Here is a 23,586-nt window from a genome sequence, read left to right on the forward strand (position 1 = left end):
CAAGCCCCCGACCCGTCTCGCGGTCCAGGGGCACGTCATTCTATGCCCGCCGATGATCACTGTCATGGCCGGTCACTAGCCCGCATATCTCACCACCCTTCTACTGCGGCCGCCGATCTGCTCGCTGTGACGGGGCGTGCTCACTTCAGCCGGCTTGACGTAGTATCGGCTACGCTGGCGCCGTCTTCCGCTCCGCGCGCCCCGTCACAGCGGCATCTCGACGCCCTCGCTACGAACGGTGGTGAGATATGCGGGCTAGCCTATCGAGTCAGCCCCGCGTAAAGCATGGGCAGACGGTCCGGCAGGCGCTCAACATTGTCGATCACCGCATAATTGCGTGCGCCGAAGATGCGTTCCACGTACTCGTCCGCGTTGGGGTCCAGGCTGATGCAGAAACTGAACACCCCGTGCTTGGCCACCTCCTCCACGGCGCGCTTGGCGTCATAGCGCAGGTACTGGGGGTCGCGCACGTCGGTGTCCGCGGGCTCGCCGTCGGTGAGGATCAGCAGCAGCTTCTTGTGACTGGGCTGGCGCTTGAGGATCTCGCCCGCGTGCCGGATGGCCGTGCCCATGCGCGTGGACATCTGGCCCGACATGCCCGCCAGCCGCGCCTTGACCTTGTCGTCGTAGGGGGCGTCGAAATCCTTGAAGCGGAAATACTCCACGTCGTGGCGACCATCGGAATCAAAGCCGTGGATGGCGAACGGGTCGCCGATCTTGGAAAGCGCCCCGGCCAAGAGCGCGGTGGACTCCCGGGCCAGGTCCAGCACGCTGGTCTCGGTGCCGCGCACCAGCTCGTTGGTGGACTCGGACAGGTCTATGAGCAGCAGCACGGACAGGTCGCGCACCTTGCGGATGTTGCGGATGAACACCCGCGGGTCCGGCTGCTGGCCCATGCGCTGGTCCACCATGGCATGCACCAGGGCGTTCACGTCCAGCTCGTCGCCGTCGGGCTGCTTGCGCATGCGCTGCACGCCCTGGGGCTGCATGGCCTCGATCAGGTACTTGATGCGCGCGATCAGCGGACGGTGCTTCTCCGCCAGCCCCTCCAGCACGGACAGGTCACCGCTGGAGGGCCGGCGCTCCAGCAGGGTGCACCAGTGGGGACGCTCCAGCTGCATCTGGTAGTCCCACTCGTGGTAATGGAACGGCAGGGAGATGGGGGCCTTGCCCTCCTGCTCGTTGATGCTGGTCTCTTCCTCGTCGCGGAAGAATTCCGTGGCCAGCACCCAGATCTCCTGGGCGTCATCCCCGGCACCGGGCACATCCACGGCATTGAGCATCTCCATGAGACTGACGTACTTGCGCACCTGACGGGCATCCCCCAGGCGCACGTGCTCCGGTTCCTCTTCCTCGCGGCCGAAGGCCCAGATGTAGCGATTGTCGTCCCGGTAGGTGATGTCCGGCTGGTCCTTGGATGCGTTGAACCCGCCCAGCAGGGGGAAGTGCTTGGCCAGCTCCTGACCCAGCTCCCAGGCCAGCTGCGGCTGCTCCAGGTTGTCCATGCGCTCGGCGAAGGCGGCCCGCACCCGCGCCACGAAGGCATTGCTGTCCTGGTACTCCGGCTCGATCAGGGCACGCGCGGCACGCGCCAGCAGCACGGCGGGGGCATCGCCCGCCTCGGGCGTGACCGTGTGCAGGGGCTGCCAGATCTGGCGCAGGCCGGGGAAGGCGGCCATCGCCAGGGCCTCAACACGGGCGTCCTCGATCAGGCCCACCAGGGCACCGGGCACGCCCTTGGGCTTGGCCTCGGGCAACATCTCCCGGGTGTAGACCATGTGCGCGGCGGCGTGTGCAGCGGCGGCCCGGTACAGGTCCAGACCGGTGAGTCCGGCCTCGTCGTCATAGGCGTCGGGCAGAAAGATCGTGTAGCCCTCGATGTAGGGCCGGTAGCCCTCGCGGGACTCGAAGTCGCCGGAGGTAGGACGCATGAAGAAGTCCCGGGCCCAGAGGGCGCGCAGGTACATGTTGATGCGTCGCTGCACGTCGATGAACAGGGTGCCGCGCCGTTCCTTCTGGAACACCGATTTCGATTCCGGTGATTCCAGGGAGAAATAGGCCACCTGGGCCTCGAGATCGGTCTTGTGGGCCTGGGCACCCCACATGGCCCAGCGGCGCAGACCGCCCAGGGTCAGGTGGGTGAGCAGCTCGTCCAGGTGTTCCAGCATGGGCCGCACGCCCCGGGGGGCCTGTCCCACCAGGTGATCCAGCAGGCGCAGGTAGCCACTGAACAGGGACTGGTCACCCAGGCGACGGGCGGCGACGTTGACCGTGGAGACCATCAGGGTGATGACGGCACCACTGGTCTTGGAGAACAGCTTGGTGGTCGCGCTCAGCAGTTCCTGGACCGAGTCCTCGCCCAGTTCCTGGGCCAGCCCCGGCGCCTCCTGGATGAAGGCCACCACCAGCTCGGTGCCGCGGCCCAGGGATTGCAGGGCGCGAGCGCCCTCCAGGTAATAGGCCTTGAGCCCATGACTGCTGAAGGCCCGCGTCGCCTCCTGCCAGGCAGACTCCATCACCTCGGCCGCGTGGGGGCCGAGATCATCGAGGATCTCCTGGTAGTCTTCCAGACGAATGCTCATGGCGGGACACGGGCTGCCGCGGGACGCGGCAGCCGCCTCAGAAGAAGGTGGTGACGGCCGCGTCCAGGGCGTCGCGCATGTCCGGATCGTCGGTGATGGGACGCACCAGGGCCATGCGGCAGGCGGCCAGCGGGGCCACGCCCTTGTGGATCAGGGAACCGGCGTATACCAGCATGCGGGTGGAGATGCCTTCGTCCAGGCCGTGGCCCTTGAGGTTGCGGGCACGCTCGGCCACGCTCACCAGTTTGCTGGCCACGTCCAGGCTCACGCCGGTCTCGTGAGCGACGATCTCGGACTCCAGGTCGTGGGCCGGGTAGTTGAAGTCCAGGGCGCCGAAGCGCTGCTTGGTGGACTGCTTGAGATCCTTCATCAGGCTCTGGTAGCCCGGGTTGTAGGAGATCACCACCTGGAAATCGGGATGCGCCTGGATCAGTTCGCCCTTGCGCTCCAGGGGCAGCACCCGGCGGTTGTCGGTCAGCGGGTGGATCACCACGGTGGTGTCCTGGCGCGCCTCAACCACCTCGTCCAGGTAGCAGATGGCGCCGTGGCGGGCGGCCATGGCCAGGGGGCCGTCCTGCCAGCGGGTGCCGTTGGCGTCCAGCAGGAAGCGGCCCACCAGGTCGGAGGCGGTCATGTCCTCGTTACAGGCGACGGTGATCAGGGGCTTGTTGAGCTTCCAGGCCATGTACTCCACGAAGCGGGTCTTGCCGCAGCCGGTGGGGCCCTTGAGCATCATGGGCATGCGTACTGAGTAGGCCGCCTCGTAGAGCTCGATCTCGTCCGCCACCGGACGGTAGTAGGGCTCGTCCTTGATCAGGTAGTCGCGCAGTTCGTCTTGCATCACAACAACGTCTCCCGGGGATCAGCTCCCCAAGCGCGCCTCGCGCCGTTGCGAGGCTCGGGTATGTTCAGTCGGGCCAGACCCGCTCCGGGTGCAGGTTGCCCCAGGGATCATCCCCGGTGGCCTTCTCGGTCTGGGCTGCGGCAGGCTTCGCGGCGGGCTTGCGCGCGGGGGCGGCCTTGGCCGGCGCCCTGGCGGCGGGGGACTTGGCGGCCGCTGCTTTGGGGGTCTCGGCCTTGGCGGCCTGGGGCTCGTCCTGCTGCTTCTTGGCCTCGCGGATACCGGCGGCCAGCTTGCTCTGAATGTCGCTCATGATTCGAACACCTCTTGGATGATGGCTTCCACTTCGGCGGCCGCCGGCTCGCCCGGCTTGCCCAGGTCATACACGGAGCAGCCTTCCAGCGCGGCGCGTCGGTAGATGGCTCGGCGTTTCAGGCTGCTGTCCAGCGCCGGGATATCGATCTCCATGAGCGCATGGCGCATGGCCCGGGAGAGCGCGTTGCGGACCTCCACCTGGTTGACCACGATGAAGGCCTTGAGATCGGGATTGCGCATGCGCGCGTCTTCCAGGCCCTTGGCCATGCGCACGCTGCCCCACAGATCCACCGGCGAAGGCAGCACCGGGATCAGCACCGTGTCGGCCACCGACATGGCGGCACCCGCGAAGGCCCCTTCCAGGGTAGGCGGGCAGTCCACGATGACGTACTCGTAGTCCCGGCGGAAACGCTCGACCTCCCGGCTCAGGGGGCCGGCCACGGAGATCACGGAGGTGGGAAACGGGCGTTCATCACTGGACATGCGCACCCAGTGACCCGCGGAACCCTGAGGGTCCGCATCCACCACCAGGGCACGTCCGCGACGCGCAAGGCCCGCCGCGAGATTCATGGTCAGGGTGGTCTTGCCGGTTCCACCCTTCTGGTTGATCACCGCAATGACCTTTGACGACACGCCGCGCTCCCGTTATCAGCCCTTGTCCACGTAAAGGCGGTCGATCTCCAGCGCGAAGGCGACGTCCGCCTCGCCGAGGCGCTCGCCGTCGCGAGCATCGATGGTGATGTTCACGTACGTGGTGCCGAAACTGATGTTGGGATGGTAGCCATCCGACTCCGACAGTTCGGCGACCCGGTCGAGAAAGTCCCGGGTCTGCCCGTAGCGCTCAAAGTTGTAGCGCTTGTTCAGGGCGGCCGCCTTGCCCCTGCCCGGGTCCCAGCCTTCGGGCACCACCAGGTCGGAATCAGCCACTGGCCTGACCCCGGCCCGTCAGCTCGGCCATCTTGGCGTCGATCTCCCGCACGTGGGCGATCTCGTCATTGAGGATGTGCTCGAACAACTGGGCATCCTCCATGGCGCGACGGCGCTGACAGTAGATCATGGCCTCTTCGTACAGCCTGATCGCATCCAGCTCCATGGCCCGGTTCTGCATCAGCAGATCCGCCAGGGAACGGCCCACGCGTACCGGCGCCAGCTGGCTGCCGCCGGGCACGCTTCCATGGTGCAGCATGCGGGCAATCAGCAGATCCGCATGTCCCATTTCCTCGTGGGCGTCCTTGCGGAAGTCGGCGCTCTGCGCCTCCATCCCCCACAGGGCCACCAGCCTCGACTGGGCCAGATACTGCTGGGCAGCCGAGAACTCGTGGGTGATCGCCCGCCCGAGGTATCCGATGATACGCGGATCGGACATCAGACCCTTCCTCAGCCCAGGGAGACCGCTGCGTCGCGGCCGTCAGCACCGCTGTCGCTGGGGCTGGTGGGCAGGATGCTTTCCACTTCGGAATGCACGCGGGCGATGATGTGAGCAGCCACCAGGCCGTCACCCACGCGCTCGCAGGCATCGGCGCCGGCACGCACGGCGGCGTTCACAGCACCCGTCTCACCGCGCACCAGCACGGTCACATAACCGCCACCCACGAACTGGCGGCCGATCAGGCGCACTTCGGAGGCCTTGGTCATGGCGTCAGCCGCTTCGATCGCGGGCACCAGACCACGGGTCTCGATCATGCCCAGGGCCACACCGGTCACTTCGTTAGCCATCTTCTATCTCCTTGCTTCAAACCCTGCCGCCGGGCCTATACCGCGGCGGCGCTTACGGGTTCTGCACCGGATCCGCCGCTCAGGGCTTCTCGGGCAGGATGCTTTCCACTTCGGAATGCACACGGGCGATGATGTGAGCAGCCACCAGGCCGTCACCCACGCGCTCGCAGGCATCGGCGCCGGCACGCACGGCGGCGTTCACAGCACCCGTCTCACCGCGCACCAGCACGGTCACATAACCACCACCCACGAACTGACGGCCGATCAGGCGCACTTCGGAGGCCTTGGTCATGGCATCAGCCGCTTCGATCGCGGGCACCAGACCACGGGTTTCGATCATGCCAAGGGCAACACCAAAACGTTCATTCGCCATTGTCTTAACTCCTAGTCAAGGTTTGGTTGACTTACTTTTCCACGCGCTCGGGCAGGATGCTTTCCACTTCGGAATGCACACGGGCGATGATGTGAGCAGCCACCAGGCCGTCACCCACGCGCTCGCAGGCATCGGCGCCGGCACGCACGGCGGCGTTCACAGCACCCGTCTCACCGCGCACCAGCACGGTCACATAACCACCACCCACGAACTGACGGCCGATCAGGCGCACTTCGGAGGCCTTGGTCATGGCATCAGCCGCTTCGATCGCGGGAACCAGACCACGGGTCTCGATCATGCCGAGGGCCACACCAAAACGTTCATTAGCCATTACTTTTCTCCTGAATTAACGAGTTCAAATCCCAAATCCCGCTCACGCCACCTTGTGTGGAGTGGCAGAGCCTTGTGCTTCAGCCTGGTTGCCGCTGGCCGGTTTGCCGGCGGCCGCCTTGTTACCCTCATCATCGTCCCAGTGGTCGATGATTCCGCCGATGGTCAGATCCGTCAGCGTCGCGCGGTTGTCCAGCGCATATCGCGCCGCGGAACCGCTGATGGTGAACACCCAGTTGCCCGGATGCGCGCCGACGGGGTCCACGGCGACGTTCAGATTCCCCTTGCTGTCCGCCAGCACCCGCAGGGATGCGGTGAACAGCCCCGGCACCCGCCGGGTCACCACCAGTTCGTCGACCACCCGCATGATATCCACGGGTCAGCCCTCTTCCTCGTCCCAGTAATCGATGATGCCCACGATGGTGGCATCACTGGGGTATTCCTTGCTGCCAGCGGCCTCGCGCGCCGCCGAGCTGCCCACCACGATGACCCAGTCACCAGGCACGCAACCCACGGAGTCCACGGCCACCATGCGCGGGCCACCGGCCTTCTCACGCACCACCAGCAGGGGACGATGACCCAGGTCCTTGATTCGGTTGGTCGAAACCAGCGTCTTTTCAACCTTGCAGATCTTCATGTATTCGTCCCGTGCCTACCGCTTCAATCTTCCAGCAGTTCGAGCCTGCTGCCGCTCTTCTTGTCGCGTATCACCATGTGGCAGCCGATCAGGCTCTTTTCCGCCAGATCCCTGAAGCGCTCCATGATGGCCGCCTTCACACGCCGACAATGGGCCTCGACCCGCTCCCGCGATCCGGGCACATTCCGGTTGTAGCGATAGTGCACCACCACCGGGATGGGCAGGCCGCGCGAGATGTTCAGTGGCCTGAAGATCTGGTTCACGGCCACGTCCATGTTCTTCGCGCCTTCCTCCATGGTGTCCAGATGCGTGAAGTACGCAAAGTTGCGCACCTGCATCTCGGAGAAATGATCACCCACAATGATCATCCGCTCCTGGTGTCCCACGTCCGCATACCGGCCACCGTGGTAACGGGCCACGTAGTCGAGCTGCGAGATATTGTTCAGCAGCAGCCTCGACACCAGCCTCAACATGCCTTCGTGGGGCGGGCCGTTGCCCTTGCCCCAACCCTGGGTGTTGATCGCCTCCTGGATCGCCTCATAGACCCGAAGCGATGCCGACTGGGCGTCCATCTCCAGGGTCTCGCGGTAAAGCTCTCCACAATCCACGTAGCGGTACAGGCTCATGCGCGTATCCGCATCCGGCACGTGCACCTTGATGGCGTCCGTGTCCGTATCCACCCCGATCAGCAACGTGTCCACCGATGCGCCGCAGCTGTACGTGTTCTCGATCGCCTGCCTGAAGGACCGCAACTGCAGCAGCGCGGCCTCGGCCGCATCGCGCTCGTTACTGCCGTGGGCAGCACAGCCCTCCTGATTGGGCTTTGAGCTGCTGTAGTGATAGGCAGCGATCTTCAGGTAGCGACTCGGCACGTCCGCCGAGGTCGGCACCCCTTCCCGGTGGCGGATCAGCTCCCGCCTGGTCCAGTGCTGGACACCCTCTTCGATGTCAAACAGCGCACCGGCGTAACTTCTCACGCGAACCGCCAGAGCGGGCAGGCGCAGGATGAAACGCCGCAGGCCCAGCAACCGTCCGTCCGAGCAGGGCGTGATGTCCACTTCATGGAAATCACAATCCAGGAAGTAGGCGATGGCCCTTTCCGCGTCGGCGATCAGGTCATCACGGCCCTGCCAGTGTTCGTTGACCACCTGGTCAAACATCTCGAACATGCCGTGCAGGTATAGGGCACGGGTGTCCAGGTCCCTGATCCAGGCATCCGCCAGCATGCTCTCCGGCAGCTGGTAGCCCAGGGTGCGCTGCACCAGATCCTGGGCGCGCAACTCAAAATCCGGCTCGTGCTGCAGCGCGTGCACTTCCTTGAGCACCGGCACCAGCCGCGCGAAGCGTTCACGGAAGCCCCGTTCGTAGCCATACAAGGCCTCGTTGGCCTCCTGATCCGCCAGGGGATGCCCCGGCAGATAGCTTTGCAGCATGCTGGCATCACCACCGCAGGCGTGTTCGTGTTCGCCCTCGGCGACCTGATCCTGCTGTTCTGCTTCCGGCTCTCCTGCGCCCATCTCCCGGGTCGCCACATAGCGGCTGCCGAGGGGAGTCTTGTCACGGTTTCGCAGCATGCATGCCCACGCTGTCACACCGAATCACACCGCCTTTAGCCACGGGCGCCACCGGACAGGGTCACCAGGGAGCCGGCGCCGGTATTCCCGGAGCTGCCGGTGATCTTGCTCTGGGGCACTTCCGGGCGCTCCATGCTGCGGTAGCTCACGGCACTGCGACCCTCGCCCCGGGGCTGACCCCGCAGACTGGTATTGCGGCGCACGGAGAAACCTTCCGTGCCGGTCACGCTGCTGCCACGGGCCCAGTGGTCGCCGGTGATGGTCACGCCGGTCTCGCTGCCATTGCCGGTGATACGGCTGGTGGCGGGCTGGGCGGACTCCTCAACCTGCATGGGCTGCACGGGCACCTGGGCGGCCACGCCCTCGGCGTAGCGGAATTCCGGGGTACCGGAGACCAGACCGGCGGCCTTGTTGATGGGGCCGGTGATGTGGCCGTTGTTGCCATAAGCTGTGCCGGTCACGGAACGTTCGCGGCGCTCCCAGGCCTGGCGGGCCGGGGTCATGACACTGAAACGGCTGTTGGGTGCAGGCTCGAAGGCCTGGCTCACCACGGGCGCGGCCTGCGCGGCCATGCCGGCGGGACGCATGCGCGGATGCACGTTGGCGGCGCCGCCCATGTGACAGGCCTGTGCATAGTCATCGGCACCCACGTAGGGCGTACCGGAGACCACTTCACAGGCACCCGCTTCGGTACCGGTGACCTGCCTGTCGTAGCCCGGCTGGCTGCCTGTGATGGGCATGCCCGGGGTGGCGTGACGCTGGGCGACGCGCTGCTGCGCGGCGCTGTTGTCGACGGTCTCGCAGAAGGCCTGGTACTGATCGGGGCCCACGTAGGCGGTCCCGGTCACAGGCTTGCAGGCACCGTATTCGTCACCGGTGACCTTCACGCTGCGACCCACGGCGGTGCCGGAAACGGCCTGCATGTTCCAGGTGCGGCTCACGGTCACCTTCTCGGGCGAGGCCACGGGACGGGTGCCGCAGAAGGCGTCGTAGTGCTCGGAACCCACGTACTCGGTGCCGGTGATCGGCTTGCAGCCGCCGTACTCGTCACCGGTGACCTTGAAGGATCCGCCCACCACGGTGCCGGAGACCTCGCGACCCTTGAGGGTGTGCATCACGCCCACCTTGGGCACGCCACCGGCACCGGGGGTGTCGCAAGCCGCCGCATAGTCAGCCTGGTTGTAGTAAGGCGTACCGGTCAACCGGGCGCAGGAACCGGACTCGTTGCCGGTCATGCGCTCGCTGCGGCTCACGGCGGTGCCGGTGACGGCCTGGCCGTGTTCCGTGCTCATGCGCTGCACCTTTTCCGGGGCAGGCGCCGGGCGGGTCCCGCAGATGGACTCGAACTGCTCGGAGCCGATGTACTCGGTGCCGGTCACGGGCTTGCAGCTGCCGTACTCGTCACCGGTCACCTTGACGGAGCGACCCACCTCGGTGCCGGTCAGCTCGCGACCGCGCAGGGTGTGCATCACGCCCACCTTGATCGGAGCGCCCTCAGGCTTTCCCACGCAAGGCACCTCGCTGGCGGCCTCGTTGATGTACTCGGTACCGGTGATGCTGCGGCAGGAGCCGGGCTCATCGCCGGTCACCTTGACGCTGCGACCCACGGTGGTGCCGGAGACGGTCTCACCCTTGCGAGTGGGCATGGCACCGATCTTGCGCGGGGCCGGGGCGGGGGAAGTCCCGCAGAAACCCTCGAACTGCTCGCTGCTGATGTATTCGGTGCCGGTGACGGGCTTGCAGCTGCCGTACTCATCGCCGGTCACCTTCACGGAACGGCCCACCTCGGTGCCGGTCACGCCCTGGCCACGCAGGGTGTGGCTGGCGCCCACCTTGGGGGCATTGGCGTTCGGCCGGGTCCGGCAGAAGGCGTCGTACTGCTCGGCGCCGGTGTACTCGGTGCCGGTGATGGTCCGACAGCTGCCGGACTCGATGCCCGTCACCCGGGAGCTGCGATCCACCTGGGTGCCCGAGACACGCTGACCGGCGAGGGTGGTGCCCTCCTCGACCTTCACCGGACCTGCGGGGCGCACGCGACCGCAGGGACGACCCTTGTCATCGCTGCCACGACCGATGTTGCAGAGTTCTTCGCGACGCTGACGGGCGATCTCGCGCCCGGACAGGCCCTTGCGCTGGGCGCCCTTCCAGGAGCCCTGCTGGGGCAGGGTGCTCACGGACACGCTGCCATTGGGGCCGCGCTTGCGCAGCGCCTTCTTGCCGCTGCCGGCCAGGGCCTGGCGGCGGGCCATGCACAGGGCACGCACGGCGGAAACCATGGGCTGGGGCAGATCGCTGTCGGCGGTGGTATCCACCACCTCGCACACCGCGTCGAGACCCGCCTGCATGGCGGCCTCTTCCAGGGTGGGCTGTGTCTCTTCCCGCTTCTTGCCCTTGCAGCCGCAGCCGCAACCTTCTTTCTTGACACCCGCATCACGGGTCTCGGCCGGCGTCTCCGCCTGGGCCCGATAGTCGCTCTGGCGGGTCCGTTCGGTCTGCTGGCCCAGGGCCTTCTTGCCGGCCGAGGACAGGACCTGACGACGCAGGCGGCAGATCTCGCGACCGCTCATGTCGGAGCAGTCCACATTGGCGGAGGCGGCCAGGGCCTCCAGACTCTTGACCTTTCTGGCACCGGCACGGGCCATGCCCAGGGCGCCCTTGCCCAGGGCAGCCTTGCCGTTCTGCGCCATGGCCTGACGACGTGCCAGCGCAGCCTGACGTCCGTTGGACAGCCCGGTGTTCACCCCCGGCGCGGGCGCCGTGATCGGTGCCGGTGCAGGCGCTGCAACCACGGGCTCACGGGGACGCTCCGCTGCGACGGGCGCCGGCGGGGCGCTCACGGCAGCACTCTGGCGTCGCGCGGCTGCGCTGCGGCTCGCACTGGCGCTGGTCTGGGTGTTGACGCTGGCCTTGCCATTGCGGGACATGGCCTTGCGCCGCTCGAGGGCGAGTTCGCGACCCCGAGAAGTGCCGGACGCGGCTGTCGAATTACTCATGGCACATCCTTCCTGATAGGCGTCTGCTGTATATGGCTGCGTATGGGGCCGGGCCTTCACGGCCCGGCCTCACCCGGCAATCAACGACCGCGGTACACCACGAAGGCCATGCCCTGGCTCTGGGCGTAGTTGTCGTAGGCCACGAAGCGAACCATCTGGTTCGGGTATTCGCGATGGCAGGCCTCGATCTCGGCCAGCACGGCATCCACGGACTGCTCACCGAACAGGGGCAGCTTCCACATGTACCAGTAATGGCCGAAGGCGTTTTCCTTCTCGCTGTGCTCCACGGCGGGGTTCCAGCCCTGGGCGATGCAGTAGGCGATCTGACGACGCACCTGGTCGGCGTTCATCTCCGGCAGGTAGGAGAAGGTTTCGTACTTCGGAGTCTGCTTGTAGCTCTGAATATCGGACATGTCGGTATCCCTTTAATCTGGTTCTCAAGACGCGGGCGGCGGGGAAGCGCCGCCCGCGAAGCGACGATTACTTGTGCGCAACGTCCAGCTTGTCGACGGTGTCGAACTCGAACTTGATCTCTTTCCAGGTTTCCATGGCGATCTTCAGTTCGGGGCTGTGGGCGGCGGCAGCGGTGAGGATCTCCTTGCCTTCGCGTTCCACGTCACGGCCTTCGTTGCGGGCCTGCACGCAGGCCTCCAGGGCCACGCGGTTGGCATGGGCGCCGGCAGCATTGCCCCAGGGGTGACCCAGGGTACCGCCACCGAACTGCAGCACGGAGTCGTCGCCGAAGATGGTGACCAGGGCGGGCATGTGCCACACGTGGATACCACCGGAGGCCACGGCGAACACGCCGGGCATGGAGCCCCAATCCTGGTCGAACATGATGCCGCGGCTGCGGTCTTCCGGCACGAACTGCTCACGCAGCAGGTCGATCCAGCCCAGGGTCGCGGCGCGGTCGCCTTCCAGCTTGCCCACCACGGTACCGGTGTGCAGGTGGTCGCCGCCGGACAGACGCAGGATCTTGGCCAGCACGCGGAAGTGGATACCGTGCTTGGGATGACGGTCGAGCACGGCGTGCATGGCGCGGTGGATGTGCAGCAGCACACCGTTGTCACGGCACCAGTTGGCCAGACCCGTGTTGGCGGTGAAGCCGCCGGTGATGTAGTCGTGCATGATGATCGGGGCGCCGATTTCCTTGGCGTACTCGGCACGCTTGTACATCTCTTCCGGGGTCGGGGCGGTCACGTTCAGGTAGTGGCCCTTGCGCTCGCCGGTCTCCGCCTCGGCCTTGTGGATGGCCTCCATGACGAAGTCGAAACGCTGACGCCAGCGCATGAACGGCTGGGAGTTGATGTTCTCGTCGTCCTTGGTGAAGTCCAGACCGCCACGCAGACACTCGTACACGGCGCGGCCGTAGTTCTTGCCGGACAGGCCCAGCTTGGGCTTGATGGTGCAGCCCAGCATCGGACGGCCGTACTTGTTCATCATGTCGCGCTCGACCTGGATACCGTGGGGCGGGCCACCGCAGGTCTTCACGTAGGCGATCGGGAAGCGCACGTCTTCCAGACGCAGGGCGCGCACGGCCTTGAAGCCGAACACGTTGCCCACCAGGGAGGTGAACACGTTCACCACGGAACCCTCTTCGAACAGGTCGATGGGGTAGGCGATGAAGGCGTAGAAGCACTCGTCGTCACCGGGCACGTCTTCGATGCGATAGGCGCGACCCTTGTAGTAGTCCATGTCGGTCAGGAGGTCGGTCCACACCGTGGTCCAGGTACCGGTGGAGGACTCGGCGGCCACGGCTGCGGCAGCCTCCTCGCGGTCCACGCCGGGCTGGGGCGTGATCTTGAAGCAGGCCAGAAGGTCGGTATCGAGCGGGACATACTCCGGCGTCCAGTACGTCTGCCGGTACTCCTTCACGCCAGCGCTGTATTTCTTGGCGGCCATGTGCGACTCCTTAAATGTATTGAGGATCGAAAACCACGCCTGTGGCCCGCGCAAGGCGAGACCGCAAGCCATTTTGATTTGGACTGCTGGAATCCTAGAGGAAAGGCCAGCATAATTAACAATCAATTATTGTGATTATTACGATAACTGATCACTTATATTTTGGCCAGGGAGATCGAGATCCTACGGCCACGCCGACGGTGCGATTGCCATCGGCCTGTCTGATGCGGCGAGCAGGCCCGGACGCATCGGCTTGGCACCCGGGCGGTACTGAAGCCCGGGCACCCGTCACCGAATGCCGTCTTTCTTTACAGGCGGGGCCTGCCGGAAAACCATCCAAACGGTGGGGATCGACATGATGAACTTTACCTTCCGCCAACTCAAGGCCTTTGAGGCGGTAGCCAGACACCTCAGTTTCACCCGCGCCTCCCAGGAGCTGCACCTCACCCAGCCCGCCGTTTCCATGCAGATCAAGCAGTTGGAAGAACACGCCGGCCTGCCGCTGTTCGAGCAGGTAGGCAAGCGCATTTTTCTGACCGAGGCGGGCCGGGAGATGTATCACTACAGCCAGGCGATCTCCGCCCAGCTCTCGGAACTGGAAATGGTGCTCGACGAACTGAAGGGCTTCAGCCGCGGCCGGCTGACCATCGCCGTGGCCAGTACCGCCAACTATTTCGTGCCGCGCCTGATCGCCGCCTTCTGTCACCGGCACAGCAACGTGTCCGTGACCCTCGAGGTCACCAACCGGGAGAGCCTGCTGAGCCTGCTGTCCGCCAACGCCATGGATCTCGCCATCATGGGCCAGCCGCCGGACAAGGAGCTGGTGGCCCATCCCTTCATGGAAAACCCCCTGGTGATGATCGCGCCCCCGGACCACCCCCTGACCCGCGAGCACAGCATCCCGCTGGAGCGCCTGCGCAGCGAGCCCTTCATCCTGCGCGAACCGGGCTCCGGTACCCGGGGCGCCGCCGAGCGCTTCTTCGAGCAGCACGGCGAGCAGTTGCTGCCCACCCAGGTGATGCACAGCAGCGAGGCCATCAAGCAGGCCGTGGAAGCCGGGCTGGGGCTGGGCATACTGTCCCTGCACACCCTGGAGATGGAACTGGCCCTGGGACGCCTGGCGGTACTGGACGTGGCCGGCTTCCCCATCCGCCGCCACTGGTACCTGGTCCACCCCCAGGGCAAGCGCTTCTCCCGGGTGGGCCAGGCCTTCCTGGACTTCACCCTGCGGGAGGCCTCCGGGATCCTGCGCCTGCCCACCCTGGAGGCGGCCGGAGCGCCTTCTGCGCAGGTGCCCGGCACTAAGGCATCAGGTCGCAAGAAATCCAGGGCCTGAAGACGATCTGCGCGGGCAAAAGAAAAGGGCCTGACCGGTTGCCGGTCAGGCCCTTCGACATTCGGTACGTATAGATGGTCGGAGTGAAAGGATTCGAACCTTCGACCCCTGCCTCCCGAAGGCAGTGCTCTACCAGGCTGAGCTACACTCCGAAGAATTGCGCAAGATACAAGATCCAAGAGACAAGATACAAGAAAAAACAGCTGCCACCCTTCAAAAACCCCGCGTCACCGAGAACCGGGCCAGGAATTCCAGGGCCTGGCGCTCCGGGGTGTCGGGCAGCACGGCGAGGCTCGCGGCTGCCCGATCGGCCTCGGCGGCGGCCACGGCACGGGTGTAGTCCAGCGACCCGGTGGCCTGGATGATCCCGAGCACCCGGTCGGCATAGTCGCGCCCGCCCTGCTCGATGGCCTCGCGGATCAGCCCGGCCTGGTCGGCGTCACCCACCCGCATGGCGTGGATCAGGGGCAGGGTGGGCTTGCCCTCGGCCAGGTCGTCACCCATGTTCTTGCCCATCTCCTCGGCGGAGGCGCCGTAGTCCAGCACGTCGTCGATGAGCTGGAAGGCCGTGCCCAGGTGCATGCCATAGGCCGCCATGGCCTGCTCCACGGACTCAGGCTGCCCGCCCAGCACGGCGCCGATGCGGGCGGCGGCCTCGAACAGCTTGGCGGTCTTGGACTGGATCACCTCCATGTAGCGCTCCTCGGGGGTGTCCGCATCGTGGCAGTTGAGCAGCTGCAGCACCTCGCCCTCGGCGATGGTGTTGGTGGTGTGGGCGAGGATCTCCATGACCCGCATCGAGCCGATCTCCACCATCATCTCGAAGGAGCGGGAGTAGAGGAAATCCCCCACCAGCACGCTGGCCTCGTTGCCGAACAGGGCGTTGGCAGTCTCCCGGCCCCGGCGCAGTTCCGAGGCGTCCACCACGTCGTCGTGCAGCAACGTGGCGGTGTGAATGAACTCGATGATGGCCGCCAGGTCGATGTGGCGCCGGTCGCCGGCCCCGCAGGCCCGGGCGGAGAGCAGCACCAGCAGCGGGCGCAGGCGCTTGCCGCCGCTGTTGATGATGTAGTGGCCCAGCTGGTTGATGAGCACCACGGAGGACTGCAGCCGCTCGCGGATGCGGTCGTTCACCGCATTCATGTCATCGGCGACGAGCGCGCGTATCTGGTCGAGGTCCATGGGGAATCGGTATCGGAGAGGCCGGGAACTGCGCATGCTAGGTAGCCGGGACGGGGGGTGTCAAGATTGACACCGTCAAGAGGGTTTGACCTCGGCCCCGGCCCCCGGTATTATTCCGCTCCTTTGGATTGCCAGACCCTTTTTGGGAGACACATCAAGATGTACGCGGTCATTGCAACCGGTGGCAAACAGTATCGCGTCGCCCAGGGCGACGTATTGCGCGTTGAGAAGCTCGACGCCGAGGCAGGTGCCACCGTGGAATTCGATAACGTCCTGCTGGTCGGCAGCGGCGACGACGTGAAGGTGGGTACCCCCAACGTGGAAGGCGGCAAGGTCACCGCCACCGTCAAGGCCCACGGCCGTGGCGAGAAGGTGATGATCATCAAGTTCCGTCGCCGCAAGCACCATCGCAAGCAGATGGGCCACCGTCAGGACTTCACCGAGGTGGAGATCACCGGTATCTCCGGCTGAACTCAGAGGTAAACCGAAATGGCACACAAGAAAGCAGGCGGCAGTACCCGTAACGGCCGCGACTCAGAAAGCAAACGCCTGGGCGTGAAGCGCTTCGGCGGTCAGACCGTACTGGCCGGCAACATCCTGGTCCGTCAGCGTGGCACCCAGTTCCACCCCGGCCTGAACGTCGGCTGCGGCAAGGACCACACCCTATTCGCCACCAGCGACGGCACCGTGGTGTTCGAGACCAAGGGTCCCAAGAACCGCAAGTATGTCAGCGTGGTGCAGGCCTGAGATCAGGCAGCGCTTGATGAGCTTACGCGAAGCCCCGACTCGTCGGGGCTTTTTCATTGCACAGAAGACAAGAGGCAAGATACAAGAGACAAGTAAAATCCACTCTTGTATCTTGCCTCTTGTCTCTTGCCTCTAGCGCCCTCCTATGAAATTCGTCGACGAAGCCACCATCAAGGTCAAAGCCGGGGACGGCGGCAACGGTTGCGTGAGCTTCCGTCGCGAGAAGTTCGTGCCCTTCGGCGGCCCGGACGGCGGTGACGGCGGCGACGGCGGCAGCGTCTACCTGGTCGCCACCCACGACCTCAACACCCTGGCGGACTTCCGCTTCCAGCGCCATTACGAGGCCCAGCGGGGCGAGAACGGCTCCGGACGCAACATGACCGGCGCCTCCGGCGCGGACCTGGAAGTCCCCGTGCCCGTGGGCACCCTCGCCTACGACGCCGAGACCGAAGAGCTGATCGGCGACCTGGTGGAGCACGGCCAGCGCCTGCTGGTGGCCCAGGGCGGCTTCCACGGCCTGGGCAACACCCGCTACAAGACCTCCACCAACCGCGCCCCGCGCCAGTCCAAGCCCGGCACCCCCGGAGAACTGCGCGTGCTGCGCCTGGAACTCAAGCTGCTGGCGGACGTGGGCCTGCTGGGTCTGCCCAATGCCGGCAAGTCCACCCTGATCACCCAGGTCTCCGGCGCCCGGCCCAAGATCGCCGACTACCCCTTCACGACCCTCTACCCGGGCCTGGGCGTGGTGCGCGTGGGCCCGCTGCAGAGCTTCGTGATGGCAGACATCCCGGGGCTCATCGAGGGGGCCGCCGAGGGCGCGGGCCTGGGCATCCAGTTCCTCAAGCACCTGTCCCGCACCCGGCTGCTGCTGCACCTGGTGGACGTGGCCCCGGCCGACCCCGCCGAGGACCCGGTCGCGGCGGTGCACACCATCGAGGCGGAACTGCAGCAGTTCAGCGAGGACCTGGCCAGCCGCCCCCGCTGGCTGGTGCTCAACAAGATCGACCTGATCGCCCCCGACGAACGCGAATCCTTCACCAAGGAACTGGTGGCGCGGCTCGGCTGGGAAGGCCCCGTCTACGCCATCTCGGCGGCCACCGGCGAGGCTTGTGAATCCCTGATGCAGGCCATCATGAAATATCTCGAAGAAGCCCAAAGCCATGACGCAGACACGGCAACAGCTGGGTAAGGCCCGCCGCTGGATCATCAAGATCGGCAGCGCCCTGCTCACCAACGAGGGACGCGGCCTGGACCACGAGGCCCTGGCCGGCTGGGCGGAACAGATCGCGCGCCTGCGCGCCTCGGGCCGGGAAGTGGTGCTGGTGTCCTCCGGCGCCGTGGCCGAGGGCATGAGCCGCCTGGGCTGGACCACCCGGCCCCACGCCCTGCACGAACTGCAGGCCGCCGCCGCCGTGGGCCAGATGGGCCTGGTGCAGGCCTACGAGAGTATCTTCCAGCGCCACGGCCTGCGCGCCGCCCAGGTGCTGCTCACCCACGACGACCTCTCCAACCGCCGCCGCTATCTCAATGCCCGCAGCACCCTGCGCACCCTGCTGGCCCTGGGAGTGATCCCGGTGGTAAACGAGAACGACACCGTGGCCACCGACGAGATCCGCTTCGGCGACAACGACACCCTGGCCGCCCTGGTGGGCAACCTCACCGAGGCCCAGGTGCTGGTGATCCTCACCGACCAGAAGGGCCTGTTCGACCGCGACCCCCGCGCCCACGCCGATGCCCAGCTGGTCTCCGAGGGCCTGGCCATGGACCCGGAACTGCTGAAACTGGCCGCCCCCACCTTCGGCCAGCTGGGCCGGGGCGGCATGGCCACCAAGCTGCACGCCGCCGCCCGCGCGGCCCGCTCCGGCGCCTACACCCTGATCGCCTCGGGCCGTGAGCCCCGGGTGCTGGAACGCATCGCCGAGGGTGAGCAGATCGGCACCCTGCTGTGCCCCGACAAGGAACCTCTGGCCGCCCGCAAGCAGTGGATCGCCGGCCAGCTGATCGCCAAGGGCGAGCTGATCCTGGACACTGGCGCCACCAAGGTGTTGCGCGAGGCCGGGCGCAGCCTGCTGCCCGTGGGCGTGACCCACGTGAAGGGGGAGTTCTCCCGGGGCGACGTGGTCACCTGCGTGGACCCGGACGGCCGCCCCGTGGCCCGGGGCCTGGTGAACTATTCCGCCGACGAGGCCCGGCGCATCATGAAACACCGGGCGGACGAGATAGAGGGGATACTGGGGTATGTGGACGAGCCAGAATTGATCCACAGAGACAACTTGGTCCTGCTTTAATGCAGGACCAGAGAGAGACAAGTTTCTAGAGGCAAGAGGCAAGTTAAGCCCAACAAAAAAGGCCCGGCTTTCGCCGGGCCTTTTTTTGACTTGTCTCTTGACTCTAGAAACTTGTCTCTGCGCGCCTTCGGCGCGCTTACATCGCCTTGACGCGAGCGTTCAAGCGGCTCTTGTGACGGGCGGCCTTGTTCTTATGGATCAGGCCCTTGTTCACGGTGCCGTCGATCACGGGCACGGCGGCCTTCAGGGCGGCCTGGGCGGCCTCCTTGTCACCGGCCACGACGGCCTTCAGCACCTTCTTCACGGAGGTGCGGAAACGGGAACGAAGCGCCATGTTGTGCTGACGGTTCTTCTCGGCCTGGCGGGCACGCTTGCGGGCAGATGCGATGTTAGCCAAGGTAATGCTCCTGAAAATTCGGTGCGAGGATCGCTAAAGGGCGTGAAATATGCCGGATTCGCCCGCCCGTGTCAACGGTGAGGCGCTCTTCCCGGCAACGATTGCTAAAATCAGAGGCATGGAACCCCTCGCCGTCCCCACAGTCACAATGGGTATCACCAAAGGCATGGGCCGGATCAAGGCCCCTCAGCCGTTATAACAAGGAGACCCGCCATGAACACGCCCCGCACCCGCGCCCTCGCCGCCACCCGCCGTGCCCCCTGGCTGAGCCTGATGGCCCTGCTGATCCTGGCCCTGGCGACCGCCTTCACCCTGCCCCAGGCCCGTGCGGATGCCGAGGCCAAGGTGATGTACCACGCAGACTTCTCCGACCCGCGCCGCTTCAGCGCCATGCTCACCAGCATCCACAACATGGTGAACCACTACGAGAACAACTTCATCGATGCCGACGTACGCATCATCTTCGTCTCCCACGGCATCCGTTTCATCACCGACAACCCCCTGGAGGGCAGCCCCTTTGCCGAGGATGAGCGCCTGAAGGAGGAACGGGACAACCTGCGCGGACGGCTCGTGAGCCTGGTGAACATGAACGGCGTGAAGCTCGAGCTCTGCGACATCACCCGCAGCGCCGTGCAGCTGGCCAGCGACGAGCTCTACGACAGCGTGGAACTGGTGCCCTCCGGCGTGGTGCGCATCGCCCAGCTGCAGAACGAGGAAGGCTTCGCCTACATCAAGATCGAATAAGGCAAGTGGGAAGTGTGAATTGGGATGTTGGAAGTTTTCACTTCGCACTTCCCACTTCCGAGTTCCTCTGTAACTTTGTTACCGAACGACCTCCCCGGAATAGACATACTTTCGGTGCGCCTTTATGGCGCCACGATAACTAGAGTCATTTCTCGAGGAGGATCCACCCATGTCTTACCCCCTGCAGGGGCGTCGCCCCGTGCCCTTTCCCCAGACCTACCGCTGGCTCGCCGCCCTGCTGGTCATCACCGTCTGCCTGTGGGCATGGCCCCTTGGCGAGGCCCGGGCCTTCGGGGCCGAGGCCAAGGTGGTCTACCACGTGGACTTCGCCGACCCCGGACGGGTCAGCGCCATGATCACCAACATCTCCAACATGGCCACACACTACGACAGCCAGCTGCGGGACTACGACATCCGCATCGTGTTCCTGTCCCATGGCGTGCGTTTCGTCACCGATGAGGATCTCGAGGGCACCCCCTTCGCCGCGGACGCCGAGCTCAAGGAACGCCGCGAGAACCTGCGCGGCCGCCTCATGGGCCTGGTCAACGGCCACGGCGTGAAGCTGGAACTGTGCGACCTCACCCGCCAGGCCATCAACCTGGGCGCCGACAAGCTCTACGACAGCGTCGAGCTCGTGTCCTCCGGCGTGGTGCGCATCGTGGAGCTCCAGGACGAGGGCTTCCGCTACCTGAAGGTGGAATGAAGTACGAAGTGTGAATTGGGAAGTTGGAAGTTTTACTTCTCACCTCCCAATTCACACTTCCCCCTTCACCAGGTGGTGGCCCCCACCTGGCATAACCCGCTAAAGTGCGGGTTTCCTTGCCACTTGCTACTCGCCACCAGCCACTGCCTTCATGAGCCGCCTGCTGAAATCCACCGCCGTGGTGAGCGCCATGACGCTCATCTCCCGGCTGTTCGGCTATCTGCGGGACATGGTGCTGGCCATCAGCTTCGGCGCCACCGGCTCCACCGACGCCTTCTTCGTCGCCTTTCGCATCCCCAACTTCCTGCGCCGGCTGTTCGCCGAGGGGGCCTTCTCCCAGGCCTTCGTGCCGGTGTTCGCCGAGTACAAGGAACAGCGCGGCCGCGAGGCACTCAAGGACCTGCTGGATCACACCGCCGGGGCGCTCACGCTGATCCTGTTTATCGTCACGGCCATCGGCATGCTGGCCGCGCCGCTGCTGATCCTGGTGTTCGCTCCGGGCTTCGCCGGCGAGGACAACGGCCGTCAGGTACTGGCCGCCGACATGTTGCGCATCACCTTCCCCTACCTGCTGTTCATCTCCCTGACCGCCATGGCCGGCGGCATCCTGAACAGCGTGGGACGCTTCGCGGTGCCGGCCTTCACGCCGGTGTTCCTGAATCTCTCGCTGATCGCCGCGGCGCTCTGGGGTGCGCCCTACTTCGAGGAGCCGGTGAAGGCCCTGGCCTGGGGCGTGTTCGTGGCCGGCGCCGCGCAGCTTTTGTTCCAGTTCCCCTTCCTGGCCCGCCAGGGGCTGCTGCCCCGGCCCAGGTTCAAGAAGGCGCACGAGGGGGTGAAGAAGATCACCCGGCTCATGCTGCCGGCCATCTTTGGTTCCTCGGTGGTGCAGATCAACCTGCTGGTGGACACCCTGATCGCCTCCTTCCTGGTGGCCGGCTCCATCAGCTGGCTGTACTTCTCCGATCGCTTCGTGGAACTGCCGCTCGCCCTGTTCGGCATCGCCATCGCCACGGTGATCCTGCCGCGCCTGTCCCGGGAACATGCCGCCAGGACCCCCGAGGCCTTCAACAACACCCTGGACTGGGCCCTGAAACTGACCCTGGTGGTGGCCGTGCCCGCCATGCTGGGACTGATCTTCCTGGCCGGGCCGATCCTCGCGAGCCTGATCCAGTACCGGGAGTTCACCGCCTTCGACACCACCATGGCGGCCATGTCGCTCATGGCCTATGCCGCCGGCCTGCCCGCCTTCATGCTCATCAAGATCCTGGCCCCGGGCTATTACTCCCGCCAGGACACCAGGACCCCGGTGAAGATCGGCATCATCGCCATGCTGGCCAACATGGTCCTGAACGTCGCCATCGTGGTGCCCTGGGTGATGCTGGACCTGCCCGGACCCCACGCCGGCCTGGCGCTGGCCACCGGCCTGTCCGCCCTGCTCAATGCCGGGCTGCTGTTCCGGGGCCTGAGGCGGGACGGCCATTACCGCCCCCACCCCGGCTGGCGCGCCTTCCTGATGCAGGTCGCCGTGGCGGCCCTGGTCATGAGCCTCGCCCTGTGGTTTGCCACCCCGGCCCTGGAGGACTGGGGCCAGTGGCCCGCCATGGAACGCGTCACGCGCCTCCTGGGCCTGATCGCCCTGGGCTCGGCCGCCTACGGGGCCACCCTGCTGGCCCTCGGTGTGCGCCCCCGACAGTTCCTGATGCGCTGAGCCCAACATCCAACGCAGAGGCGCAAAGACGCGAAGATCGCAAAGGCTTTTGTTCAAAAAATCTTTCAACATCCGATCCATCGAAGAACACATAGTGACCTTCCAGCCCACAATATGACGTTTTGCGTCCTTTGCGCCTTCGCGTCTTTGCGTTGAAGGCTCTTGACTGCCGCCGACACAAGGCGCGCCCGCCCGGCAGGACTGATATAATCGGCGCTTTTGCGGGACCGGCATGGAACTCATACGGGGCGCTCACAATCTGCGGCCGCGGCACCGGGGCACGGTGGCCACCATCGGCAACTTCGATGGGCTGCACCTGGGCCATCAGGCGGTGCTGGGTCAGTTGGCGGAGAAGGCCGCGGAGCTGGGCCTGCCCACCACGGTGATCAGCTTCGAACCCCTGCCCCGGGAGTATTTCCTGGGCGACAAGGCCCCGCCCCGGTTGCAGCGTTTCCGGGACAAGTTCCTGGCCCTGCGCCGCTTCTCCGTGGACCGGCTGCTGTGCCTGCGCTTCGACCGCAGGCTGGCCGAACAGGAGGCGAGCGCCTTCGTCGAGGACCTGCTGGCCGAGCGGCTCGGGGTGAAGTACCTGGTGGTGGGCGATGACTTCCGCTTCGGCCGCAAGCGCAGCGGGGACTTCCAGCTGCTACGGGAACTGGGCCAGCGTCACGGCTTTCACGTGGCCCGCATGCACAGCTTCCAGGTGGACGGCGCGCGGGTGAGCAGCACCCGCATCCGCGAGGCCCTGGCCGCTGGCGACATGGACACCGCCCAGAAACTCCTGGGCCGCCCCTATCGCCTCAACGGGCGCGTGGCCCACGGCGACAAGCGAGGCCGGACCATCGGCTTTCCGACCGCCAACCTGCGCATGGGGCCGAGGCCGCTGGCGGTGCGCGGGGTCTACGCGGTGGAGGTGTTCGGCCTGAACGGCGATCCGGTGCGCGGCGTTGCCAACGTGGGCACGCGACCCACCGTGGGCGGGCTGGAGAACCGCCTGGAGGTGCACCTGTTCGATGTCGACGCAGACCTCTACGGGCGCGTCCTGCACGTGGACCTGCTGGCCCGCATCCGGGAGGAGCAGCGTTTCGAGTCCCTGGATGCCCTCAAGGCCCAGATCGCCCGGGACGCGCAACAGGCGAGACAGTTTTTCGGCACATAGGGCGCCCCTTGGGCGCCGCGATCCAGTTTGGCATTGAACCCGGCGCCCGCAGGGCGCCC

General features: G+C 65.9%; 26 protein-coding genes and 1 tRNA gene. 9 read left to right on the top strand and 18 right to left on the bottom strand.

Translation table 11 applies throughout. The features are described 5' to 3' along the window. Positions 1-260: 260 nt before the first annotated feature. The 15 genes from TGR7_RS15995 to TGR7_RS16065 all read right to left on the bottom strand — a co-directional run bounded on the left by TGR7_RS15995 (position 261) and on the right by TGR7_RS16065 (position 13,263). A complete protein-coding gene (locus TGR7_RS15995) occupies positions 261-2,582 on the bottom strand; it encodes a nitric oxide reductase activation protein NorD (RefSeq protein ID WP_012639720.1) in 2,322 nt (773 codons plus the stop codon). 37 nt (positions 2,583-2,619) lie between these two features. Beyond that, the gene (locus TGR7_RS16000) at positions 2,620-3,423 is read right to left on the bottom strand and encodes a CbbQ/NirQ/NorQ/GpvN family protein (protein ID WP_012639721.1); all 804 of its coding nucleotides are present in this window, start codon (positions 3,421-3,423) and stop codon (positions 2,620-2,622) included. Positions 3,424-3,490: 67 nt separating this feature from the next. Beyond that, positions 3,491-3,736, bottom strand: a complete 246-nt coding sequence (locus TGR7_RS16005) for a hypothetical protein (RefSeq protein WP_012639722.1) — start codon at positions 3,734-3,736, stop codon at positions 3,491-3,493. Next, on the bottom strand, positions 3,733-4,371 hold the full coding sequence (parA, locus tag TGR7_RS16010) for a ParA family partition ATPase (RefSeq protein WP_012639723.1): 639 nt from the start codon (positions 4,369-4,371) through the stop codon (positions 3,733-3,735). The genes TGR7_RS16005 and parA overlap by 4 nt, the downstream gene beginning before the upstream one ends. 15 nt (positions 4,372-4,386) lie before the next feature. Then, positions 4,387-4,665, bottom strand: a complete 279-nt coding sequence (locus TGR7_RS16015; RefSeq protein ID WP_012639724.1) for a 4a-hydroxytetrahydrobiopterin dehydratase — start codon at positions 4,663-4,665, stop codon at positions 4,387-4,389. Next, positions 4,658-5,104 (bottom strand): ferritin-like domain-containing protein, encoded by a 447-nt coding sequence (locus tag TGR7_RS16020; protein WP_012639725.1) that lies wholly within the window; start codon positions 5,102-5,104, stop codon positions 4,658-4,660. The genes TGR7_RS16015 and TGR7_RS16020 overlap by 8 nt, the downstream gene beginning before the upstream one ends. Positions 5,105-5,115: 11 nt before the next feature. Then, positions 5,116-5,454 carry an alpha-carboxysome major shell protein CsoS1 gene (gene csoS1 / locus TGR7_RS16025; RefSeq protein WP_012639726.1) on the bottom strand — a complete coding sequence of 113 codons (339 nt, stop codon included), beginning with the start codon at positions 5,452-5,454 and terminating at the stop codon, positions 5,116-5,118. 79 nt (positions 5,455-5,533) lie between these two features. After that, entirely contained in the window at positions 5,534-5,827 is a 294-nt protein-coding gene (gene csoS1 / locus TGR7_RS16030; protein WP_012639727.1) for an alpha-carboxysome major shell protein CsoS1, read from the bottom strand. Positions 5,828-5,858: 31 nt separating this feature from the next. After that, positions 5,859-6,158 (bottom strand): alpha-carboxysome major shell protein CsoS1, encoded by a 300-nt coding sequence (gene csoS1 / locus TGR7_RS16035; RefSeq protein WP_012639728.1) that lies wholly within the window; start codon positions 6,156-6,158, stop codon positions 5,859-5,861. 42 nt (positions 6,159-6,200) lie between these two features. After that, the gene (locus TGR7_RS16040; protein ID WP_041442101.1) at positions 6,201-6,533 is read right to left on the bottom strand and encodes a carboxysome peptide B; all 333 of its coding nucleotides are present in this window, start codon (positions 6,531-6,533) and stop codon (positions 6,201-6,203) included. Positions 6,534-6,536: 3 nt separating this feature from the next. Beyond that, on the bottom strand, positions 6,537-6,794 hold the full coding sequence (csoS4, locus tag TGR7_RS16045) for an alpha-carboxysome shell vertex protein CsoS4 (protein ID WP_012639730.1): 258 nt from the start codon (positions 6,792-6,794) through the stop codon (positions 6,537-6,539). Positions 6,795-6,817: 23 nt separating this feature from the next. Beyond that, positions 6,818-8,368, bottom strand: a complete 1,551-nt coding sequence (locus tag TGR7_RS16050; protein WP_012639731.1) for a carboxysome shell carbonic anhydrase — start codon at positions 8,366-8,368, stop codon at positions 6,818-6,820. A gap of 35 nt (positions 8,369-8,403) precedes the next feature. Then, on the bottom strand, positions 8,404-11,292 hold the full coding sequence (locus tag TGR7_RS16055) for an alpha-carboxysome scaffolding protein CsoS2 (protein ID WP_041442106.1): 2,889 nt from the start codon (positions 11,290-11,292) through the stop codon (positions 8,404-8,406). A gap of 149 nt (positions 11,293-11,441) precedes the next feature. After that, the gene (locus TGR7_RS16060; protein ID WP_012639733.1) at positions 11,442-11,774 is read right to left on the bottom strand and encodes a ribulose bisphosphate carboxylase small subunit; all 333 of its coding nucleotides are present in this window, start codon (positions 11,772-11,774) and stop codon (positions 11,442-11,444) included. Between the two features lie 67 nt (positions 11,775-11,841). Then, a complete protein-coding gene (locus tag TGR7_RS16065; RefSeq protein WP_012639734.1) occupies positions 11,842-13,263 on the bottom strand; it encodes a form I ribulose bisphosphate carboxylase large subunit in 1,422 nt (473 codons plus the stop codon). Positions 13,264-13,618: 355 nt separating this feature from the next. Between TGR7_RS16065 and TGR7_RS16070 the strand changes: the two genes are divergently transcribed. Further along, entirely contained in the window at positions 13,619-14,599 is a 981-nt protein-coding gene (locus TGR7_RS16070; protein WP_012639735.1) for a LysR family transcriptional regulator, read from the top strand. Positions 14,600-14,674: 75 nt separating this feature from the next. On the opposite strand, the gene TGR7_RS16075 is transcribed toward TGR7_RS16070, so the two are convergent. Both TGR7_RS16075 and ispB read right to left on the bottom strand, forming a co-directional pair. Then, a tRNA-Pro gene (locus TGR7_RS16075) sits at positions 14,675-14,751 on the bottom strand. Positions 14,752-14,812: 61 nt separating this feature from the next. Continuing rightward, positions 14,813-15,781, bottom strand: a complete 969-nt coding sequence (ispB, locus tag TGR7_RS16080) for an octaprenyl diphosphate synthase (RefSeq protein ID WP_012639736.1) — start codon at positions 15,779-15,781, stop codon at positions 14,813-14,815. 159 nt (positions 15,782-15,940) lie between these two features. Between ispB and rplU the strand changes: the two genes are divergently transcribed. The 4 genes from rplU to proB all read left to right on the top strand — a co-directional run bounded on the left by rplU (position 15,941) and on the right by proB (position 18,816). Next, complete coding sequence (rplU, locus tag TGR7_RS16085) at positions 15,941-16,252, top strand: 50S ribosomal protein L21 (RefSeq protein WP_012639737.1); 312 nt, start codon at positions 15,941-15,943, stop codon at positions 16,250-16,252. An 18-nt stretch (positions 16,253-16,270) separates the two neighbouring features. Further along, positions 16,271-16,528 (top strand): 50S ribosomal protein L27, encoded by a 258-nt coding sequence (gene rpmA / locus TGR7_RS16090; protein WP_012639738.1) that lies wholly within the window; start codon positions 16,271-16,273, stop codon positions 16,526-16,528. A 145-nt stretch (positions 16,529-16,673) separates the two neighbouring features. After that, the gene (cgtA, locus tag TGR7_RS16095) at positions 16,674-17,717 is read left to right on the top strand and encodes an Obg family GTPase CgtA (protein WP_012639739.1); all 1,044 of its coding nucleotides are present in this window, start codon (positions 16,674-16,676) and stop codon (positions 17,715-17,717) included. Continuing rightward, entirely contained in the window at positions 17,689-18,816 is a 1,128-nt protein-coding gene (gene proB, locus TGR7_RS16100; RefSeq protein WP_012639740.1) for a glutamate 5-kinase, read from the top strand. The genes cgtA and proB overlap by 29 nt, the downstream gene beginning before the upstream one ends. Before the next feature lie 136 nt (positions 18,817-18,952). Here proB and rpsT read toward each other — a convergent pair whose 3' ends face one another. After that, complete coding sequence (gene rpsT / locus TGR7_RS16105; protein WP_012639741.1) at positions 18,953-19,213, bottom strand: 30S ribosomal protein S20; 261 nt, start codon at positions 19,211-19,213, stop codon at positions 18,953-18,955. A gap of 273 nt (positions 19,214-19,486) precedes the next feature. Between rpsT and TGR7_RS16110 the strand changes: the two genes are divergently transcribed. From TGR7_RS16110 to ribF, 4 genes are all read left to right on the top strand, one after another. Then, positions 19,487-19,957: a DsrE family protein gene (locus TGR7_RS16110; protein WP_245523059.1), complete on the top strand. Its 471-nt coding sequence runs from the start codon at positions 19,487-19,489 to the stop codon at positions 19,955-19,957. 169 nt (positions 19,958-20,126) lie between these two features. Beyond that, entirely contained in the window at positions 20,127-20,660 is a 534-nt protein-coding gene (locus TGR7_RS16115) for a DsrE family protein (RefSeq protein WP_012639744.1), read from the top strand. Positions 20,661-20,811: 151 nt separating this feature from the next. Then, complete coding sequence (gene murJ / locus TGR7_RS16120; RefSeq protein ID WP_012639745.1) at positions 20,812-22,368, top strand: murein biosynthesis integral membrane protein MurJ; 1,557 nt, start codon at positions 20,812-20,814, stop codon at positions 22,366-22,368. 232 nt (positions 22,369-22,600) lie between these two features. Continuing rightward, positions 22,601-23,527, top strand: a complete 927-nt coding sequence (gene ribF, locus TGR7_RS16125; RefSeq protein WP_012639746.1) for a bifunctional riboflavin kinase/FAD synthetase — start codon at positions 22,601-22,603, stop codon at positions 23,525-23,527. The last annotated feature ends 59 nt before the right edge of the window (positions 23,528-23,586 follow it).

This window comes from Thioalkalivibrio sulfidiphilus HL-EbGr7 (genome assembly GCF_000021985.1).
Taxonomy (GTDB): Bacteria; Pseudomonadota; Gammaproteobacteria; order Ectothiorhodospirales; family Ectothiorhodospiraceae; genus Thioalkalivibrio_A; species Thioalkalivibrio_A sulfidiphilus.